The 17,286-nt window shown below is 44.5% G+C and carries 6 protein-coding genes; 1 reads left to right on the forward strand and 5 read right to left on the reverse strand.

What is annotated here, in order from left to right; all coding sequences use genetic code 11:
* Positions 1-179 precede the first annotated feature (179 nt).
* The gene (locus MHB46_RS25225) at positions 180-2,123 is read left to right on the forward strand and encodes a serine hydrolase domain-containing protein (protein ID WP_341163866.1); all 1,944 of its coding nucleotides are present in this window, start codon (positions 180-182) and stop codon (positions 2,121-2,123) included.
* Between the two features lie 183 nt (positions 2,124-2,306).
* Here MHB46_RS25225 and aspS read toward each other — a convergent pair whose 3' ends face one another.
* From aspS to MHB46_RS25250, 5 genes are all read right to left on the reverse strand, one after another.
* Positions 2,307-4,076, reverse strand: a complete 1,770-nt coding sequence (gene aspS / locus MHB46_RS25230; RefSeq protein WP_341163867.1) for an aspartate--tRNA ligase — start codon at positions 4,074-4,076, stop codon at positions 2,307-2,309.
* A gap of 65 nt (positions 4,077-4,141) precedes the next feature.
* Positions 4,142-6,415, reverse strand: coding sequence for an ACP S-malonyltransferase (gene fabD, locus MHB46_RS25235; RefSeq protein ID WP_341163868.1), 2,274 nt, complete (start codon positions 6,413-6,415; stop codon positions 4,142-4,144).
* Positions 6,416-6,446: 31 nt separating this feature from the next.
* The gene (locus MHB46_RS25240) at positions 6,447-7,424 is read right to left on the reverse strand and encodes an acyltransferase domain-containing protein (RefSeq protein WP_341163869.1); all 978 of its coding nucleotides are present in this window, start codon (positions 7,422-7,424) and stop codon (positions 6,447-6,449) included.
* A gap of 37 nt (positions 7,425-7,461) precedes the next feature.
* The gene (locus MHB46_RS25245) at positions 7,462-8,337 is read right to left on the reverse strand and encodes an SDR family NAD(P)-dependent oxidoreductase (protein ID WP_341163870.1); all 876 of its coding nucleotides are present in this window, start codon (positions 8,335-8,337) and stop codon (positions 7,462-7,464) included.
* Between the two features lie 60 nt (positions 8,338-8,397).
* Entirely contained in the window at positions 8,398-17,280 is an 8,883-nt protein-coding gene (locus MHB46_RS25250) for a type I polyketide synthase (RefSeq protein ID WP_341163871.1), read from the reverse strand.
* Positions 17,281-17,286 lie beyond the last annotated feature (6 nt).

Raw genomic sequence — 17,286 nt, forward strand, 5'->3', positions numbered from 1 at the left:
GCTGTACCAACGTAAATATTGCTTTTTTTCGGTAAATCATTTGAGAGTTGAAGCTTCATTTGAGAAAGAAAAAAGTAAGGAACAGGAGAGAAATAAGAAAGACTTGACTGCTACACTAAAAATGTTCCAAAAAACAGACTGCTCTTAAAGATTCAAGCGCAGCAAAAAGGAGACTTGATATGAAATTGAAAAAACGATTTGCCTCTTTGTTCCTGTTGGCATTGATGGCATTTATCCCGGTCCAGGCATATGCTTCTGGGTCCGTTCCAACCACTCCCTCTGGAATTCCGATTTCCGAAATCGAAAACAGAACAGATCAAATTATGAAAAAATATATAGGAACAGCGATTCCTGGTGCTGCGGTTTCCATAGTAAAGGACGGAAAAATTGTTTTTTCAAAAGGTTACGGATACGCAAACATCGAGAAACAAACACCCATGAGTACGGAAACAACCTATATGGAGGCCGGTTCCGTATCGAAATTGTTCACCTGGACGGCAGTAATGCAACTGGTTGAGCAAGGAAAGCTGGATTTGAATACGGACATCCGCACATACTTGCCTGACGGCTTTCTCAAGCCTTCTTTTGATAAGCCTATTACCCTGAAATCATTGATGAGCCACACGGCAGGTTTTGAGGAGCGCCTGGAAAAACTTTTGGTTCATGACGCTGCTGATCTTAGGCCTCTCAAGGAGCATATCGCACCCGGAAATCAGCCTCAACAGATTTATGAGCCTGGAACAGTGATTGCTTATTCCAACTATGGGACCAACCTGGCCGGTTATATTATAGAACGTGTATCCGGAATACCTTTTGAAACCTATATTCAGAAACATATATTTGAGCCTCTAGACATGAAACATTCTTACTTTACACAACGGTATGATCTTATCCCAGAGGTTATCGAACATAAAGCAACAGGCTACTCCAAGAAGGATGGAAACTGGGTGGCAAAGCCGAATGTTTTCTTTAATGATGTGCCGGCTGGTGCGTTAAACATTACTTCGGAGGACATGGCTCATTTTATGCTTGCTCATCTGAACATGGACCATTCCTTAAAACATTCGCTGTTCAACAAGAATGAAACCTTGCGAGAAATGCATGAGGCTTCGTATACCCACTATCCCGAGCTTCCGGGGAATGCCCATGGCTTTTGGGAACGGTTCGCGGGAGATTATCGTGTTATCGAGCACGGTGGAAATACAGATTCATTCTCCTCTCTGGTCTCTATCGTGCCGGATCAAAACTTTGGGATCAGTATTCTGACTAATGTGGAAAATGAAATGTCCGGGGCGAGAAGCGAACTCATTGACCTGTTTGTCGGGGGTTCCCACGCTACTCCGCAAGCGGACAGCACGTTGAAGCATAGCGGGGATGTGGCGGGAAAATACCGTTCTGCTCGCGCAGTATCATCTGGTATATTGAAGCTTATACCCGTATTATCCAATGCGGAAGAAGTAGTCACAGCCAACGGCAATGGCGGAATCACTCTGAGTATTCCATCCATGAATATTAATGTTGATTATGTAGAAACCAAACCCTATTTTTTTGAACGCGTGACTCCCGGGAGCACTCCTTATGATCATGCGGGCCTAAATATCAGCCGTCTTTTTTTCTTAACCAATGCCGATGGTAAAGTGACGCAGTTGTCATATGGAGTGATCGATGACCAATTGCCGATATCCTTCCTGCAAACATCCATTTTTAGTTATATTCTGGTCGGGGGATGCGGTATTTGGTTTGCGCTTGGTTCTATTTTCGGTATTATTGGATGGCTGCGGAAGCTCAAGGACGCAAGAAAGCAGAAGAGTACTTCGCGGCTTCCCTTGCCTGACAGTGTAACCGTAATACCATTGCTGGGTCTGCTTGTGATCGTCAATCTCATTGCTTCCAGCATCCAATTGATAGGCGACCCCTTTCAGCCTATGTCCAATTTCAATTTGAATATTATCTTTTTCTGGGTACTGGGGCTTGCCTTTGTACCGGCCACCTATCTTGCTGTAAGAAGATGCAGTGTTACCCAAACTACATTGTTAAGAAAGGTATACACCGCGACGCTGATTCTTTCGTTTCTAGCTATTTCGATTTTCCTGTATTCCTATAATTTCTACTTTTTGGTATAGCTCCACTCGATAAGCCTGCTATACCTTCCAGTGTACCGATGAAGATTGCATAGTGAACAACCCCAATCTGAGCTAAATAAAAAACTCTCCTCTGCATCTAGCAGGGAGAGTTTTTAACACACTCAATGAGATTTAAATACGTGCCGGATTGAGCCTTTGCTTTCAGTATGTTGTTGAATCTGTTTATTCTGTTTCTGGCTGAGTATTTACCAATTTTATATGAACATCTCTCAATTGTTTTTCAGTAACCTCCGAAGGTGCTCCCATTAATAGATCCTGCGCTTTGCTATTCATTGGAAAAGCAATAACCTCGCGGATATTCGATTCATTTGCAATGATCATAACAATCCTATCAATTCCAGGTGCTATACCTGCATGAGGCGGCGGCCCAAATTGAAAAGCATTAAAGAGTGCAGGAAATTTACTCTTGATGTCTCCATATGTATAACCTGCAATCTCAAAGGCTTTTACCATAATCTCCGTATCATGATTCCGGACAGCACCCGAGGACAGTTCAATCCCATTACATACAATATCATATTGGTACGCAAGGATATCAAGAGGATTCATATTCAGTAGCGCATCCATACCACCTTGTGGCATCGAAAAAGGATTATGACTAAACCCAATTTTATGAGTATCAGGATCCAATTCAAACATAGGAAAATCAACTATCCAGCAAAATTTATATATATCCTTTTCCAGCAAATCCAGTCTTTTTCCTAATTGATTTCTGACAGCACCGGCTATTTTTTCGACATTTTTAAGTTGGTCAGCAGCAAAAAACAGTGCATATCCTGAACTAGCTTGCGTAACATGTATTAATTCGTTTTTCACCTCTTCAGAAATGAATTTTGCAATAGAGCCACTAAGAGACATATCATCATTGAACTTAATCCATGAGAGGCCTTTCGCTCCAGCCTCAACAGCAAAGTTTACTATATCGTCATAAAAGCTTCTTTGCTGTGCTCCACAACCAGGAACAGCAATAACTCTTATCGTTTTATTTTTAAATACTTTAAAATCAGTCTCTGTAAACAGCTCTGTAACATCATGGATAATTAATGGATTCCTTAAATCAGGTTTATCGCTCCCGTATTTGAGCATGGCTTCTTGATATGGAATCCTGGTAAAAGGCTTTGAAATTTTAAAATCTGTAAATTCAGAGAAAACTTCATATAGCATATTTTCAACTACATTAAAGACATCTTCCTGTGTTGCAAAAGCCATTTCCAAATCCAGCTGATAAAACTCGCCGGGTGATCTGTCTGCCCTTGCATCCTCATCTCTAAAGCAAGGAGCAATTTGAAAATATTTATCAAAGCCCGAAACCATTAATAATTGTTTAAATTGTTGAGGTGCCTGAGGCAATGCATAAAATTGGCCTGGATGTACTCTACTAGGAACTAGATAGTCTCTGGCGCCCTCTGGAGATGAACTTGTCAGGATAGGTGTCTGGATCTCTAAAAAATTCAAATCGATCATCTTTCTTCTGATACTTTGAATTACTTTAGAACGAAGTATAATATTATTGTGTATTTTTTCATTCCGTAGATCCAAGAAACGATACTTTAATCTTAAATCCTCCCGAGCTTCATTTGCTAAAGATACTTCAAAAGGTAATGGATTCACTACCTTCCCTAAAACTTTTATCTCATTAGCAGCTAACTCAATATGCCCGGTTTTCATAGTGGGACTAATCGTATTTTCAGATCTGTTACATACAGTACCTGTAACAGAAATAGTTGACTCTCTGGTGATCTTTGATACAAAATCTTTCAATTCGTTATTATCAGAAACAACAATCTGCGTTACTCCATAATGATCCCTAAGGTCAATAAAAATAACCCCGCCATGGTCACGCATATTTTTTATCCATCCTGCAATTCTCACTACTTCACCGACATGTTTTTGATCCAATTCTCCACAGTTATGAGTCCTATAACTATGCATGAAAAACCCCACTTTCTTTTTTTCCCTATCATCTTAATGATTTCTATTTTTCTCCACACATATACTCACATTATCGTTAAAGCTTTATACCTCTCATTCAGGTATTCCGCAGTTTCAACCATTATTTTTTGTCCTATTTCGTCAACATGCCTGTTCTTCCAATTCTCAAAGACTGTTCCCTTAACCCATTGGTTAAAAGCGCCGAGTGCTGGTCCGCAGTGTACTTGATAATCAACCTTACTGTGTTTGTCTCCATTCATTGCAAGTCGTGTAGAATAAGTAAAGTACCATCTAAATATCAACGCCATCTTACGTTTAGGAATTCTTTCAGCTTTTTCAATGATCTCAGCCGGGTAATAAGCTTTAATATCTTCATATACTTGTTCAATACTCTTCTTAAAATACTTTTCTTCAATATATTTTTTGGTTCCGCTATCAATTTCATCTATGGAGTTATAATTACGGTAAAGATCATATAATTTATTCGCCCTGGCCGGGAAAAAAACTCCTTTTTTCATAACCTGAATTTTCGCTCCTATTTCAAACATATCCCCTGCAGGAGCGTAGTCTGTATCCTGTATATTTAACTGCTGGAGCAAATCTTTTACATCATCACTTGTCCCTGCTTCAACCGTACATTGGTTGATTGAGCCTGTCATGATAAAATCCGCACCCAGTATAAACGCTGCCGCAGCTGCTTGTGGAGTCCCTATCCCCCCGGCTGCCCCTACCCTTATACTTTTATTGTATTTATACTTAAGTAACGCTTCATCCCTCATTTTAAGCATTAACGGAACCAGTACATATGCAACCGCATGATCCGTATGCCCGCCTGAATCAGCCTCGACGCACAGATCGTCTACCATAGAAATTTCCATCGCCATCCGGGCCTCATCCCGGCTTATCCTATTTTCCTCGAGCAGTTTATTTACGATATTCTGAGGCGCAGGACTTAAGAATGCCTCCACAACCTCGGGTCTTGATACTTTCGCTATAATCCTGTTCTGCGGTGTTACGATACCCTTTTCATTTCGTTTCAAACCTTTCAATCTGTACCTTACCAAAGAAGGCGTTATACTCATAAAAGCAGAGGCTTCAATAGTTCTAACACCGTATTTTATGTACAAATCAACGATGTTATTTTCTATTTCCAGGTGATCGGGAACATGAATAAGATTCATTCCATAGGCTTCGCCTTGGTTCAATTCTTGCTGAATATACTTTATAGCTTCCTCAAGGGCCCCAATCTTGACTCCCCCTGCCCCAAAGAATCCCATCATTCCTGCCTTACCTGCTTTTACGACCATCTCTTTTGAAGATATTCCCTTATACATCGAACCCATAAGATACGCGTATTTAAGTCCATAATATTGTTTGAATTCGCTATGACCAAGAGACTCTGCCGTAAATCGTTGGCCGGATATACTATTCTTCGACTTTACTTCCTGTACCTGCTCGCTACGTTCCTCATCCTCCCTCACAATCAGCGGTTCTGCGTCTCGTTGTATTGCGTTAACCAACCCTGTTATGACTTTTCCAGGCCCAACCTGTATGAACTGGGTTACATTTTTACCCATTAGATATCTTATACTTTCCGACCATTTGACTGGACTTACGATCTGGTTGATCAGCGTACTCCTTACATCTTGCTGCCTGTAGGGTCTGGCATAGATATTTGAAATGACTGGTATTTTCAATTTTGAGAATTCGAACTGTGACGCATAGGCCTCAAATCTCTGTCTGGCATCTTCCAAATACCTGGAGTGAAATGCTCCACTTACATTTAAAATCACATAGTTTGTGGCTCCTGCATCCTCAAAAATTGGCTGCGCCTGCTCAATCATGTCCTTCGGTCCTGAGATGACAATCTGGCTTGGCGAATTAAAATTAGCAACATCAATCTCCCTTAAATTATTTTTCTCGATAACTTCTCTAAATACTTCCTCGTTCAAGCCTATGACCGCTGCCATACCACCACCGGCAGCCTTGACCATCAGTTCTCCTCTTTTTTTAACCAGCTTCAAGCCCGTTTCAAAGTCAAATGCCTCTGCGGCAAATAAGGCATTGTATTCACCTAGGCTATGTCCTGCAACATAATCGGGTTTTCTTCCAGTCTCTTTTAATGTATTAAGATAACTCAAAGCGTTTACGACAAATAGCGCCGGTTGGGTAAAATCCGTTTGTCCTAGTTGATTGGCAGGATCTTCAAGACACAGTTTCTTAATAGAATAACCAAGAATAGCATCCGCTTTTGCAACCAATTCCTGAAATTCGTCAAATAGTCCTACTCCCATGCCTTTGGCTTGAGCCCCTTGTCCAGGGAACAGATATGCGATCATTTGTGTCCTCCTTTTTGCTAGTAAATGCATATTAGTCGAATATTTCAAATAGACGATCCAAATTTTTCATATCGTTTTGAAAAGGTGAAAGAATAGAACAAATACTTGCCATTTTCTTGATACCAAAATTGTACTTCACAAAATTAGCAAGAGTGCCTGAGGGGCCAAGGTCAATATAGATAATCCCTTCCCCGTCTCCCAGACATTTTAAAGCGTTCCGAAAACGGATAGGTTTTCTAGCAACATCCCAAAGAAAACGGTTGTCAAGGGATGTCGCCTTGCCTCCGAACATAGATGAGACCATATTTATGGTCGGATTTCTTAGAGTTTTAAGCTTTAAAAACGCTGTATATTTCAAGGCTATAGGGTCCATTAAGGAAGAGTGAAAAGCAAACTGGACCGGCAGTCTTTGACATATAATCTCATTAGCTATCAAGTAGCGTTCAATTTTTTCCAGTTCCTCACAGCTGCCAGAAATGACAAAATGCGAGTCGTAGTTGATTGATGCTAACTCTGAGCTGGCATTCAATACGGATATTTGGTCATACAAACTGAGGTCGCCAATTACGGCCAGCATGCCACCCTTTGGACAGTAGTTTTCTACCATTTGTGCTTGCTTGACAAGGCATTGAAGAGTATCTTCATAACTCATACAGCCAGCCACAGCAACAGATGCAAATTCACCGAGGCTGGAACCCAAAATATAATCAGGATAAATCCCCTTTTCCAGTAATACCTGTGTGAGGGCATACTCCACCATGAAAATTGCAGGGTGAGTATATAACAGGCTATCAAACACGTCCCCCCTCCCACGGTTGTCGTCGTACAGCATTTTTAATACGGACCTGCCTGTAATATCCGTATGAATCTCATCCAGCTTGGTCATCCATTTCCGAAAAACTGAATTTAACCTATATAATTCTCTTCCCATGCCGTAGTATTGTGAGCCTTGGCCTGAAAACATAAAAATCACAGATCTGTCCATTCTAACCTCCCACAACATACTCATTGATAAAATCCTAATAAAACCATTTAAAATAAATATTTCACAGTAAATTGCGAACTAATTGCATTTGGGAAGGTGTAGGATTGCTTTCGTTAAGAACATTCTCCATATGTTGTCTTATTGCAGGTTTGAATTTCGGCTCTGTTATGATATATAGCTGCCCTTTTTTGATTCCCTCAAACATCTGATTTGCTACATCCTCTGGAAGTATTCCATTCTGGACAGCCTTGCGGGCCAATTGATTAATGACTTGTCTTTCCGGGGGAAGATTTCCTAGTCCGGTCTGCTTACCCAGCTCCGTCGGTCGGTTCCGGTCCGCATCCATAATTTGGGTACGTACGAACCCAGGGCAGACAACCGAAACTCCTACATTGGAACCTATCAATCTGAGTTCTTGGTGTAGCGTTTCAGACAAGCTTAAAACGGCATGTTTTGACGCGCTATATATTCCATTACCGGGGCCGGACAATAGTCCGGCGATGGATGCTGTATTCACAATATGACATGCGGTTTTCTGTTTCAGCATAATAGGAACAAAAACTTCAGTTGCAAAGAGAATCCCCCATATGTTTACGTTTATTACCCACTGCCAATCTGCCACCGTATTTTCCCACAATAAGCAGCCCGTGCCGGCGTCCACCCCTGCATTGTTGAACAAAAGATGCACAGCTCCAAATGTCTGAACCGTTTTTTGCGCTAATGCACGTATATCAGCTTCTTTGGAAATATCCGTCACCACGGATAACGTTTCTGCACCCATGTCTTTCAATTGTTTTTCGGCCCTTAGAAGGGCCTCCTCCTCAATATCCGCGAGGACGACCTTCATACCCTCATTTACACATCGGTCCGCAATAGCACGGCCAATCCCACTGGCGGCTCCCGTAACTACGGCTATCTTATCTTTAAATTCCCTCATGATTTACCTCCAGAATATTTTGTATTTTCCATCTGATAGTGATCGGTTCCCTGTTTATGTTTAAAACTGGGTTATCGGTAGGGGGATCCTGCGGACATCTTTATCCTTATGGAGTGCCTCCCATGAAATCCTGCCCCCCTGGGTCCAATACATCGCTATATTCTCCATGTTTTTCTCCTCTAGCAGCAATTGAGAAACAGTTTCTCCTATTTTCCCTGAGAGAAGCGCACTCGTGTTTGAGTCTTCTGCACTTTCTCCTATAAATAAAGGAATAGATGCCCCTTCGGGCCCGTTGCCGCTATCGGCTATTTCGAGAAGTTCCCTAAGACCCGTGAGTAGATCCTGCCGCGTACTCGCTACGATTGCCGCCCGGCATGTCATCGCTTCCCGGCCTGTCTGAAGTGTAAAGGCAATATCTTGTAAGGCATCATCGCTCTGCTGCTCCAGATATCCCAGTAATTGATTGGCAAGCGCCATCAGTCTCTCACGATTTATGTCCGAGAGAATCACCACTTGGGGCTGATCTGCCACTCGTAAATGAATGTTGTCTTTTTCTGAAGGGATATATTCTTCCAGAATGAAATGCACATTAGAGCCTCCTGCACCAAAGGAGCTTACGGTTGCCCGCAACGGGAACTCCCGTTTTTCTCCCTGCATCTCAATCACAGGCCGCTCCCATTCCTGAACTTCCCGCTGCAAATAAAATGGAGTATTACTGAAATTAATATTAGGGTTAAGCTTCTCGGCCTTAATGGTAGGAACCAGTTTTCGATGCCATAATTGCAATATGACCTTGGTTAGCTGTGATATCCCCGAAGCCGCTTCTGCATGCCCAATATTGGATTTGACTGAGCCAATGGCACAAAATTGCTGCTCGGTCGTGAATTTCTGGAATGCTTTATTCAAAGCAGCGAGTTCAATAGGGTCTCCCAATGTAGACCCATTTGCGGCTGCCTCTACATAACTGATCGTCCGGGGGTCTATACCGGCTTTCAAAAAGTTTTCTTCGACTAGTTGCGCCTGCGCATTGGGGTTAGGGATTGTATATCCATTGCTATGTCCCCCATGATTGGTTGCCGTGGATTTAATAACCGCTAAAATGCAATCTCCATCCTGTACAGCCTTATGAAGCGGTTTTAAGAGTACCGCTCCAACTCCTTCCGCTGGAAGGTACCCATCCCCATCTGCAAAGCTTCTGCTATCTTCATGACTTCCAATCAACTGATTTTGGCTGGATTCAATATATTTTTTGGGACTGGTTAATAGATTCCCCCCGCCAGCTACCGCTATTTGACACTCTCCCCTGATCAGGCTTTCACATGCCATATGGACAGCTACAGCTGAGGAAGAGCTCATCGTATCAATGGATATGCTCGGTCCCTGGAAATTGAAATAATGCGACATGGGGTTTGCGACTGCAACAGACCCAAATGATGTTACCCGTTGAGCAGAGTCCGGTTCGGTATCACAGGAGCAGTATTTGTGATACGTAGCGCCCACATAGACGCCAACCTTGTTCTGGTGTTTCTTCTGTAATGCCTCTCGCGTATATCCTGCACTTTCAAGCAAATTCCATATTATCCCCAGGAAGAGTTGCTCCATCGGGTCCATTAAACTGATCTCATAGGGGGTGAGATGAAAGAATGCTGGCTCTGACAGGCTTATTCGTTCCATGAAACCGCCCCACTTGCAGTAGGTTTTTCCCGGCTTATTTCTCTCCTTGTCAAAATAAAGATCATGCTCCCAACGATCTTTTGGAACTTCGGTAATGCAGTCCTTGCTTTCTTGGAGATTGCTCCAGAACTCCTGAAGATTTTCCGCACTTGGATATTTCCCGGACATCCCGATGACAGCAATGTCCATCGCTCCTGTTTCTTGTTTCTTCTCCTCTGGAGGCTCTCCCTCAGTTGCCGAAAATTGGGGATGACGGAATATCGGAGAAGGGGCTTTTACCTGCTGCATACCAAACCATTCAATTAATTCGCCTCGATGCGATTCCAGGAAATATTCTATTAAACTCTGAATATTCGGATATTCAAAAAGTAAGGTCCTCGATAGCGGTCCGAAGTTTTTTTCCAGCTCATCGGTTAATTCCATTGACTTTATGGAGTCAACACCGTAGTTTTCCAGATTTTTGTCCTCTTCAATGCGGTGTTCCGGCAGTCCAGTGGACGAAGAGAGCAGGCGCTTTAGGTAACTTATCATTTTTTCACGTAGTAGCTCTTCTTCCTGGCTGGACACTGCCTTATTTGTTATAGAAGTTGTGTCGGCTTTTGCACCGGCAGCTGCTGCCTGATCTATACCAAACAAAGCGATCAATTGGTCTCGATAGGCTTCCATAAAATATTCCGTCAAACTCCTAATATCTGGATATTCAAAAAATAGAGTCCTCGACACCTGATCGAATGTTTTCTCCAGTTGGTCGGTCAACTCCATAGACTTTATAGAGTCAACCCCATAATTTTCAAATGGTGTATCCTCTTCGATTCGATATATTGGCAGTTCGATGGACGATGAAAGCAGGGTCTTCAAGTAATGGACTGTCTTTTCACGCAGCAGGTCCTCTGCTCTGCCGGACACTTCCTTGTTTGCTGCAAAGGTTGTGTCAGCTTTCGCGCCTGCCACCGCTACCTGATCTATACCAAACAAAGCAATCAATTGGTCTCGATAGGCTTCTACAAAATATTCCGTTAAACTCCGGATATTCGGATATTCAAAAAATAGAGTCCTCGACACCTGATCGAATGTTTTCTCCAGCTGGTCGGTCAACTCCATAGACTTTATAGAATCAACCCCATAATTTTCAAAAGGTGTATCCTCTTCGATTCGATATACGGGCAGGCCGATGGACGATGAAAGCAGGGTCTTCAAGTAATGGACCGTCTTTTCACGCAACAGGTCTCCTTCACGGCCGGACCCTGTCTTGTTTGCTGTGGAGGAAACGATGTATGCCTCAGCTTCTGATCCGAGCGCCTGATCCCGGGATGCTTTGCCGCTTTCTTCAAGCTGTCCCTCCATGATCATCATGTTGCTGATTAGCTCTACGTCTCCTTCGATCACCATGACCTGATCCGGTATGCAGGCTATGCTTTGGTACAGGGCGCTCATGCCTGTCTCTGTCCTCATTGCATACATACCCACCTTCTGCATGGCCTTCTCCGTCTCTTGGTCAGGGCGCATTCCGCCTTCTTTCCATAACGGCCAATTGATGGACAGCGTTTTGCCTGTACGCTCCATGGAGGATACCAAGGTATTGCGGTACCAGGCATATGCGTCCATAAAAGCATTCGCGGCAGCATAGTCAGACTGACCTGCATTACCACCTACTCCCGAACCTGACGAAAAAAGGATAAAGAAGTCAAGAGCAATGTCCTTACTGGCTTGGTCCAGATTTACCAGTCCCGCAACCTTGGGCGCCAGCACTGCCCTGAATTCCAGGCTAGTCTTTTTAATAATGTAGTTATCCTGGATTATTCCAGCACTGTGTAGGATGCCGTTGATTCCGCCGTATGTCTGTTTGATATCTTCAATTAAGCCAACCACAGCTTCCTTCCGCGTGACATCCACCTGTCTGTATTCCACCCGGGCGCCCAATGCCTTCAATTCCTCCAATGAGGTCTGCTTGTCCTGGTCCAGTAGGGAACGTCCACTAAGAATCAAAGTCGCTTCCTTGGCCTGACGCGCAATATCTTTAGCAAAAATAAGACCTAAACCCTTTGCTCCTCCAGTAATCAAATAAACCCCGCGGTCTTTCCATGGAATATCCGGTGTCTCTGACGGCATTTCTGCTTTACTCCAGACAGGAACCCAACGTTTGCCTTCTGCAAACCGGATGCGGCTATCCGCAGGGTGTCGGCTGCTCGTCTTTAGTATTTCGATGAGCCCTTCCATTTTTTCTGTACCCTCAACTTCAATTAACTGACCATGGATCTTTGGATTTTCCTTTTGCGCAGTTTTGAGTATGCCGCACAGCCCAGCGAAGAGCAGCTTTTCATGTTGAGGCATCGTTACAATCTGCACCAGCACCTTGCCTTTGGGTTTGTCATTCAGGATACTTTTTATTTTTTCAAAAACCTGGACAGCATACATTTCGAAGCGGCGATCGACCTCCTCCATACCGGATTGCAGAGTGATACATTCCACTCCTGCCAAGGAGGACTCGATATCTCCTGCAGCAATGGTATCTATTTCGCAAAGCATTACTACATGTCGTTCGTAAATGGGAACCTCCGTGTCCTCCGCAACAACCGCCTGTTCTTTCCAGAAGGGTTGGAGCATCATTGCACCAGGTGTTTTCTCACATGCGCCCACTACCTTATAGGAGCATCCTTTTATACGCACGCAGACCTGGCCTGCCTCATCACACAAATCAATGTCATACTTCTGCGTATTATGACCAGCCCCGCTTCCTCTGCTATACCGGATCAACGCCCACATTTCACAGGGACATTCCCGAAATATTTCGAGTCCCTCAATGGCAGTCGGCCGTATTTTCTGTAGAGGATCAATGCCTGAAGGCCACATGATATTTTCATCATTCGAAAACAAGTATGCCGGCGGCATTTGCAAAGCAGCGTTTATTATAAAGGGATGCAAAACAAATAAGCCCTCAGTATTCCTAATACCGGAAGGCAACGATAGCTTGGCCAGCACTAACCCCTGTCCTATATGCACTTGTTCATTGGCCTGATGCCCCAGACTGTCGTCGGCTCCCATGTCCCACACTGCTTCGTCGTCTATCCCAGGCGAAACATGCTGAAAGCATTCCATCTGCAAAGCCTGTATATCCCACGTTTCCGCTGCATTCAACATCTCCAATTCGGCATTACCCTGGCTGTGTAAGACAGGGTCCCCGACTTCTGTTAATCTGCTGTAGATTTTGAAGCCAATCGCTCCTTGATCTCCCGGAAAGAGCCCTATATGTATTTCTAACGGCTGATCTCCTATAGCGGGAGCATGTGTCCATACAATATCTTTAATAATGATGTTTGCCTGCCCCTTCTCCTGTACTGTTAACGACTGCTCAACCGCTGCCCGCACCATTTCAAGGCATGCCGCTTCTGACAGGACAAGCTTTCTGTCAATTACGGAGTTTTTCAGATAAAACTCCTGGCCGCTAAAGGTTGAACTAAATCTTTGCTCAGAAAGTACGGAGGTGTTTTGATGCAGTAATGGATGTAGATGTGCAGCCGTATTGGCGACAGGCTTTTCTTCATCTACATGTATCCAATATCGTTCTCTGGCAAAAGGATATGTGGGTAAAGGGATACGCCGGGGCTGGACATTACCGTAAAGTCTGCTCCAGTCCATATGGACACCCTTGACCCACAAGTCTGAGATTCTGCCGTACTTTTCCGCTAGAATCTGTAAATCAACCGTTTCATCGAGCGTTTTCTCCTCTGAGGCCATGTTCAAGCTCTCCTTGTCTCGCTTGGCCTGTCCCCGGTAAAGCTGTGCAATACTCTGTCTTCCTCCAATAAAGCCCCGTAACTTGTTTCTAAGTTCCTCCACTGACTCAACGACCACAGCGAGGCGCTCTTCCATCGCCTCACGTCCTGTCTGCAAGGTATAAGCCACATTCACCAGATCATGATCGGAAAACTCATTCCGATCCATTACAGTAGCCAATTGGCTTACCTGCTCCTTCAATGCTCCATCACTTTTTGCCGACAGAACTACGACGACTGGTCTTGGAGGAGTAAAGGCATTTTGAAAGTCATCCTGTTCCGCAGGGAGGTATTCCTCAAGGACGATATGGGCATTAGCCCCACCGGCTCCAAAGGAAGATATCCCGGCGATCCTCGGGTATTCCCGTTGTTCGCCGTCCTCCTCCACTATCGGACGCTCCCATTCAGAAAGCCCCTGTTGGACTACAAATGGCGTTTTGGAAAAGTTTATATTAGGGTTCAGTTCCTGGGAATGCAGGCTAGGGGCAATTTTCTGGTTTTTCATTTGCAAGATGATTTTAGCGATGCCTGCAATCCCTGCGGCCGCCTCTAAATGGCCTATGTTTGATTTTACCGAGCCGATAGCGCAAAACCCCGTGTCCTGCGTATCTTTCTTAAATGCCTGGGTAAGCCCGGTGATTTCAATAGGATCGCCGAGCTCCGTTCCAGTACCGTGGGCCTCAATATAACTGACTGCCCGGGCATTTACGCCTGCTTTATCAAAAGCTTCTCTAATCAGTTCACCCTGTGCTACCGGGTTAGGCACGGTATACCCGTTTGTTTTTCCTCCATGGTTGATACGGGTTCCCCGAATAACGGCATAGATATGGTCCTTGTCTGCAATGGCTCGTGATAAAGGTTTGAGCAGCACGACCCCTGCACCTTCGCCAGGGACAAATCCATTCCCGCCTTCCCCAAAGCTTTTACACCGTCCCTCAGGCGATAGCATTCTCATCGTACTGAGAAAGATATAGCTTGAAGGATGAAGATATAAGTTGACTCCTCCAGCAACAGCCATTTCGCATTCACCGTTAAAGATATGCTCACAGGCCTCGTGGATTGCAGTTAATGAGGAAGAGCACATGGTATCAACCGGGATACTGGGCCCCTTTAAGTTCAAGAAATAGGATATTCTGTTGGCTACCGAGCTGAAGGAGGTTCGCGGAAAGACGGGTTGTCCTTGTTCCCACAGCTTTGGTCCATATAGATTGAACCCCGTTCCGGTGATTCCTGCAAAGACGCCAATCCGGCCATTATACTGTTCGGCGAGCTGTTCCCTACTATATCCTGCATCCTCGAAAACCTTCCAGCATTCTTCCAGGAATATTCGCTCCTGAGGATCCATACTCATCGCTTCCCGGGGAGATATATTAAAGAAGAGAGGATCAAAATCCGCAAAATCCTCCACAAATCCTCCATATTTACTATAGCTTTTGCCCTTCTCAACCGCTTCTTTGATGTCGGAACAGTAGAAACCTTCCCTCTTCCAGCGTTCCGCAGGAATTTCTGTTATACAGTCTTTGCCCTGTTCCAGATTACTCCAGTACTCTTCCATATTTTTGGCCTGCGGATATCGTCCGCTTATACCAATAATCGCTATTTGCTCGTGTTTCACACGGTCTCTGTTAGTAGCCGTGTTGCAGATACGATTGTTTGCTTCCTTTGGCAGGGGTGACAAAGAAATCTCGCTGGCAGCATGCAAGGTTGCGGAAATGGAGACGGATTTCTCTTCCGTCTTCATCGGGCTTCCGAGTCCTGTCCACCGTACGCATTCCTTGTGATAATCAGCAATAAAATATTCGGCCACTGCTTCCAACGTCTGATATTCATAAAACAAGGTCATTGATATTTCTCCAAAAATCCCCTGCAGCTTTTGATTAAGCCTTGTAATCATGATGGAGTCTATGCCATAGCTCTCCAAAGGCTCGCTGACATCAATCTTGTCAATGCTCAGCTTGGTAACTTCTCCAAACAACAGTTTTAGCTGATGTAAGGTTTTTTCCAGAAGCAGTTCAAGATTCACCTCTGAAGAAGCTGACTCTTCAACATATTCTTTCTCCTGCGATTGGGACTCCAAGAAATACTTTTGCAATCTGGATTGCTCACCTTCTATGACCAATAACTGATTTAGACCAGCGGCCAGACCGTTATATAAAGCCTGGATACCGTTTGAAGCTTGCATAGCTACCATGCCAATACTTTGCCAAGCCCTCTCCGTGTCATCGTCCACATGCATCCCTCCGTCCTTCCAGAGAGGCCAATTGACAGATAGCGTCTGCCCTTTGCGCTCCTTTGAGGATACAAGGCTGTTTCGATACGCGGCATAGGCATCCATAAAGGCATTTGCGGCAGAATAGTCGGCTTGACCGGGGTTCCCCATAATCCCAGCTATTGAGGAGAAGAGAATAAAGAAATCAAGATGTAGCTCCTTGGTCGCCTGATCTAAGTTCACCAGTCCGGCAACCTTTGGTGCCATTACTCCCGCGAACTCTTCCTGTGATTTATTCACGATAAAACGATCCTGTATTACTCCAGCACTATGAAGGATACCATCAAGGCCTCCATACTCTTCCCTGATCTCAAGGATCAATTTGGAGACTTCTTCCTTCCGTGCTACATCTACCTGTCTGTACTCAACGCGCGCCCCCAGCGCCTTCAACTTCTCCAATATGGCCTGTCTACCTTCGTCCAGATTTGAACGGCCTACAAGAACTAGCGTGGCTTCCCTGACTCGCTGCGCGATATCCTCCGCAAAAATAAGTCCTAAACCTCCTGCACCGCCTATAATCAAATAAGTCCCCCGATCCTTCCAGGGCACTCTTCCCATTGTCTCGGTGGGTTTCATCTCGTTCCAGCCGAGGACCAGACGTTTGCCATCCTCATACCGTATCCTTTTATCCTTTGGATATTGACTGTTCTCTTTTAATTTCTCAATCACCTCTTCCAGACCTACAGATTCCAATTCTACGAACTGCCCTACGATTTTCGGGTTTTCTTTCTCAGCTGTCTGCAGTAATCCCAATAGTCCTGCGAAAGGTTGCTGTGCGCTTTGTGCGGAAACTGCAATCTGTATCAGTACGCTACCCTTGGATTCCTCTGTGAGAACCATTTGCACTTCCGTGAGCAGCTGGAGGGCATACGCCTGAAAGCGTTCATCCATGCTGCTTTGGCTGGCATGCAGCTTGATGCAACGGGTTCCTTTCATGAGCAATTCAATGCTTCGCTCCGCGAAATGATCCAGTTCGCAAAGTACCACTAGATGCTGGCTAAATTCAGGGCGTGCCACTTTCTGAAGAGCAACAACTTTCTCTTTCCAGAAAGGCTCAAGCATAAGGACTCCCCTATCCGCCAGGGACCCCGCAGTCCTTGTTCCGCTTTGCGGGGCCTCATGCGAAGCCATTTGAGCTTGAAATTGGCGTATTTTTACAATGGCATCCTCTTTCTGTATCCGTCCGCTTTTTACCTCGCCTAGAATATATTGAAAAAAGTCCTTCATCTTCTT

The organism is Paenibacillus sp. FSL H7-0703, from assembly GCF_038003485.1.
Classification (GTDB): domain Bacteria; phylum Bacillota; class Bacilli; order Paenibacillales; family Paenibacillaceae; genus Paenibacillus; species Paenibacillus polymyxa_B.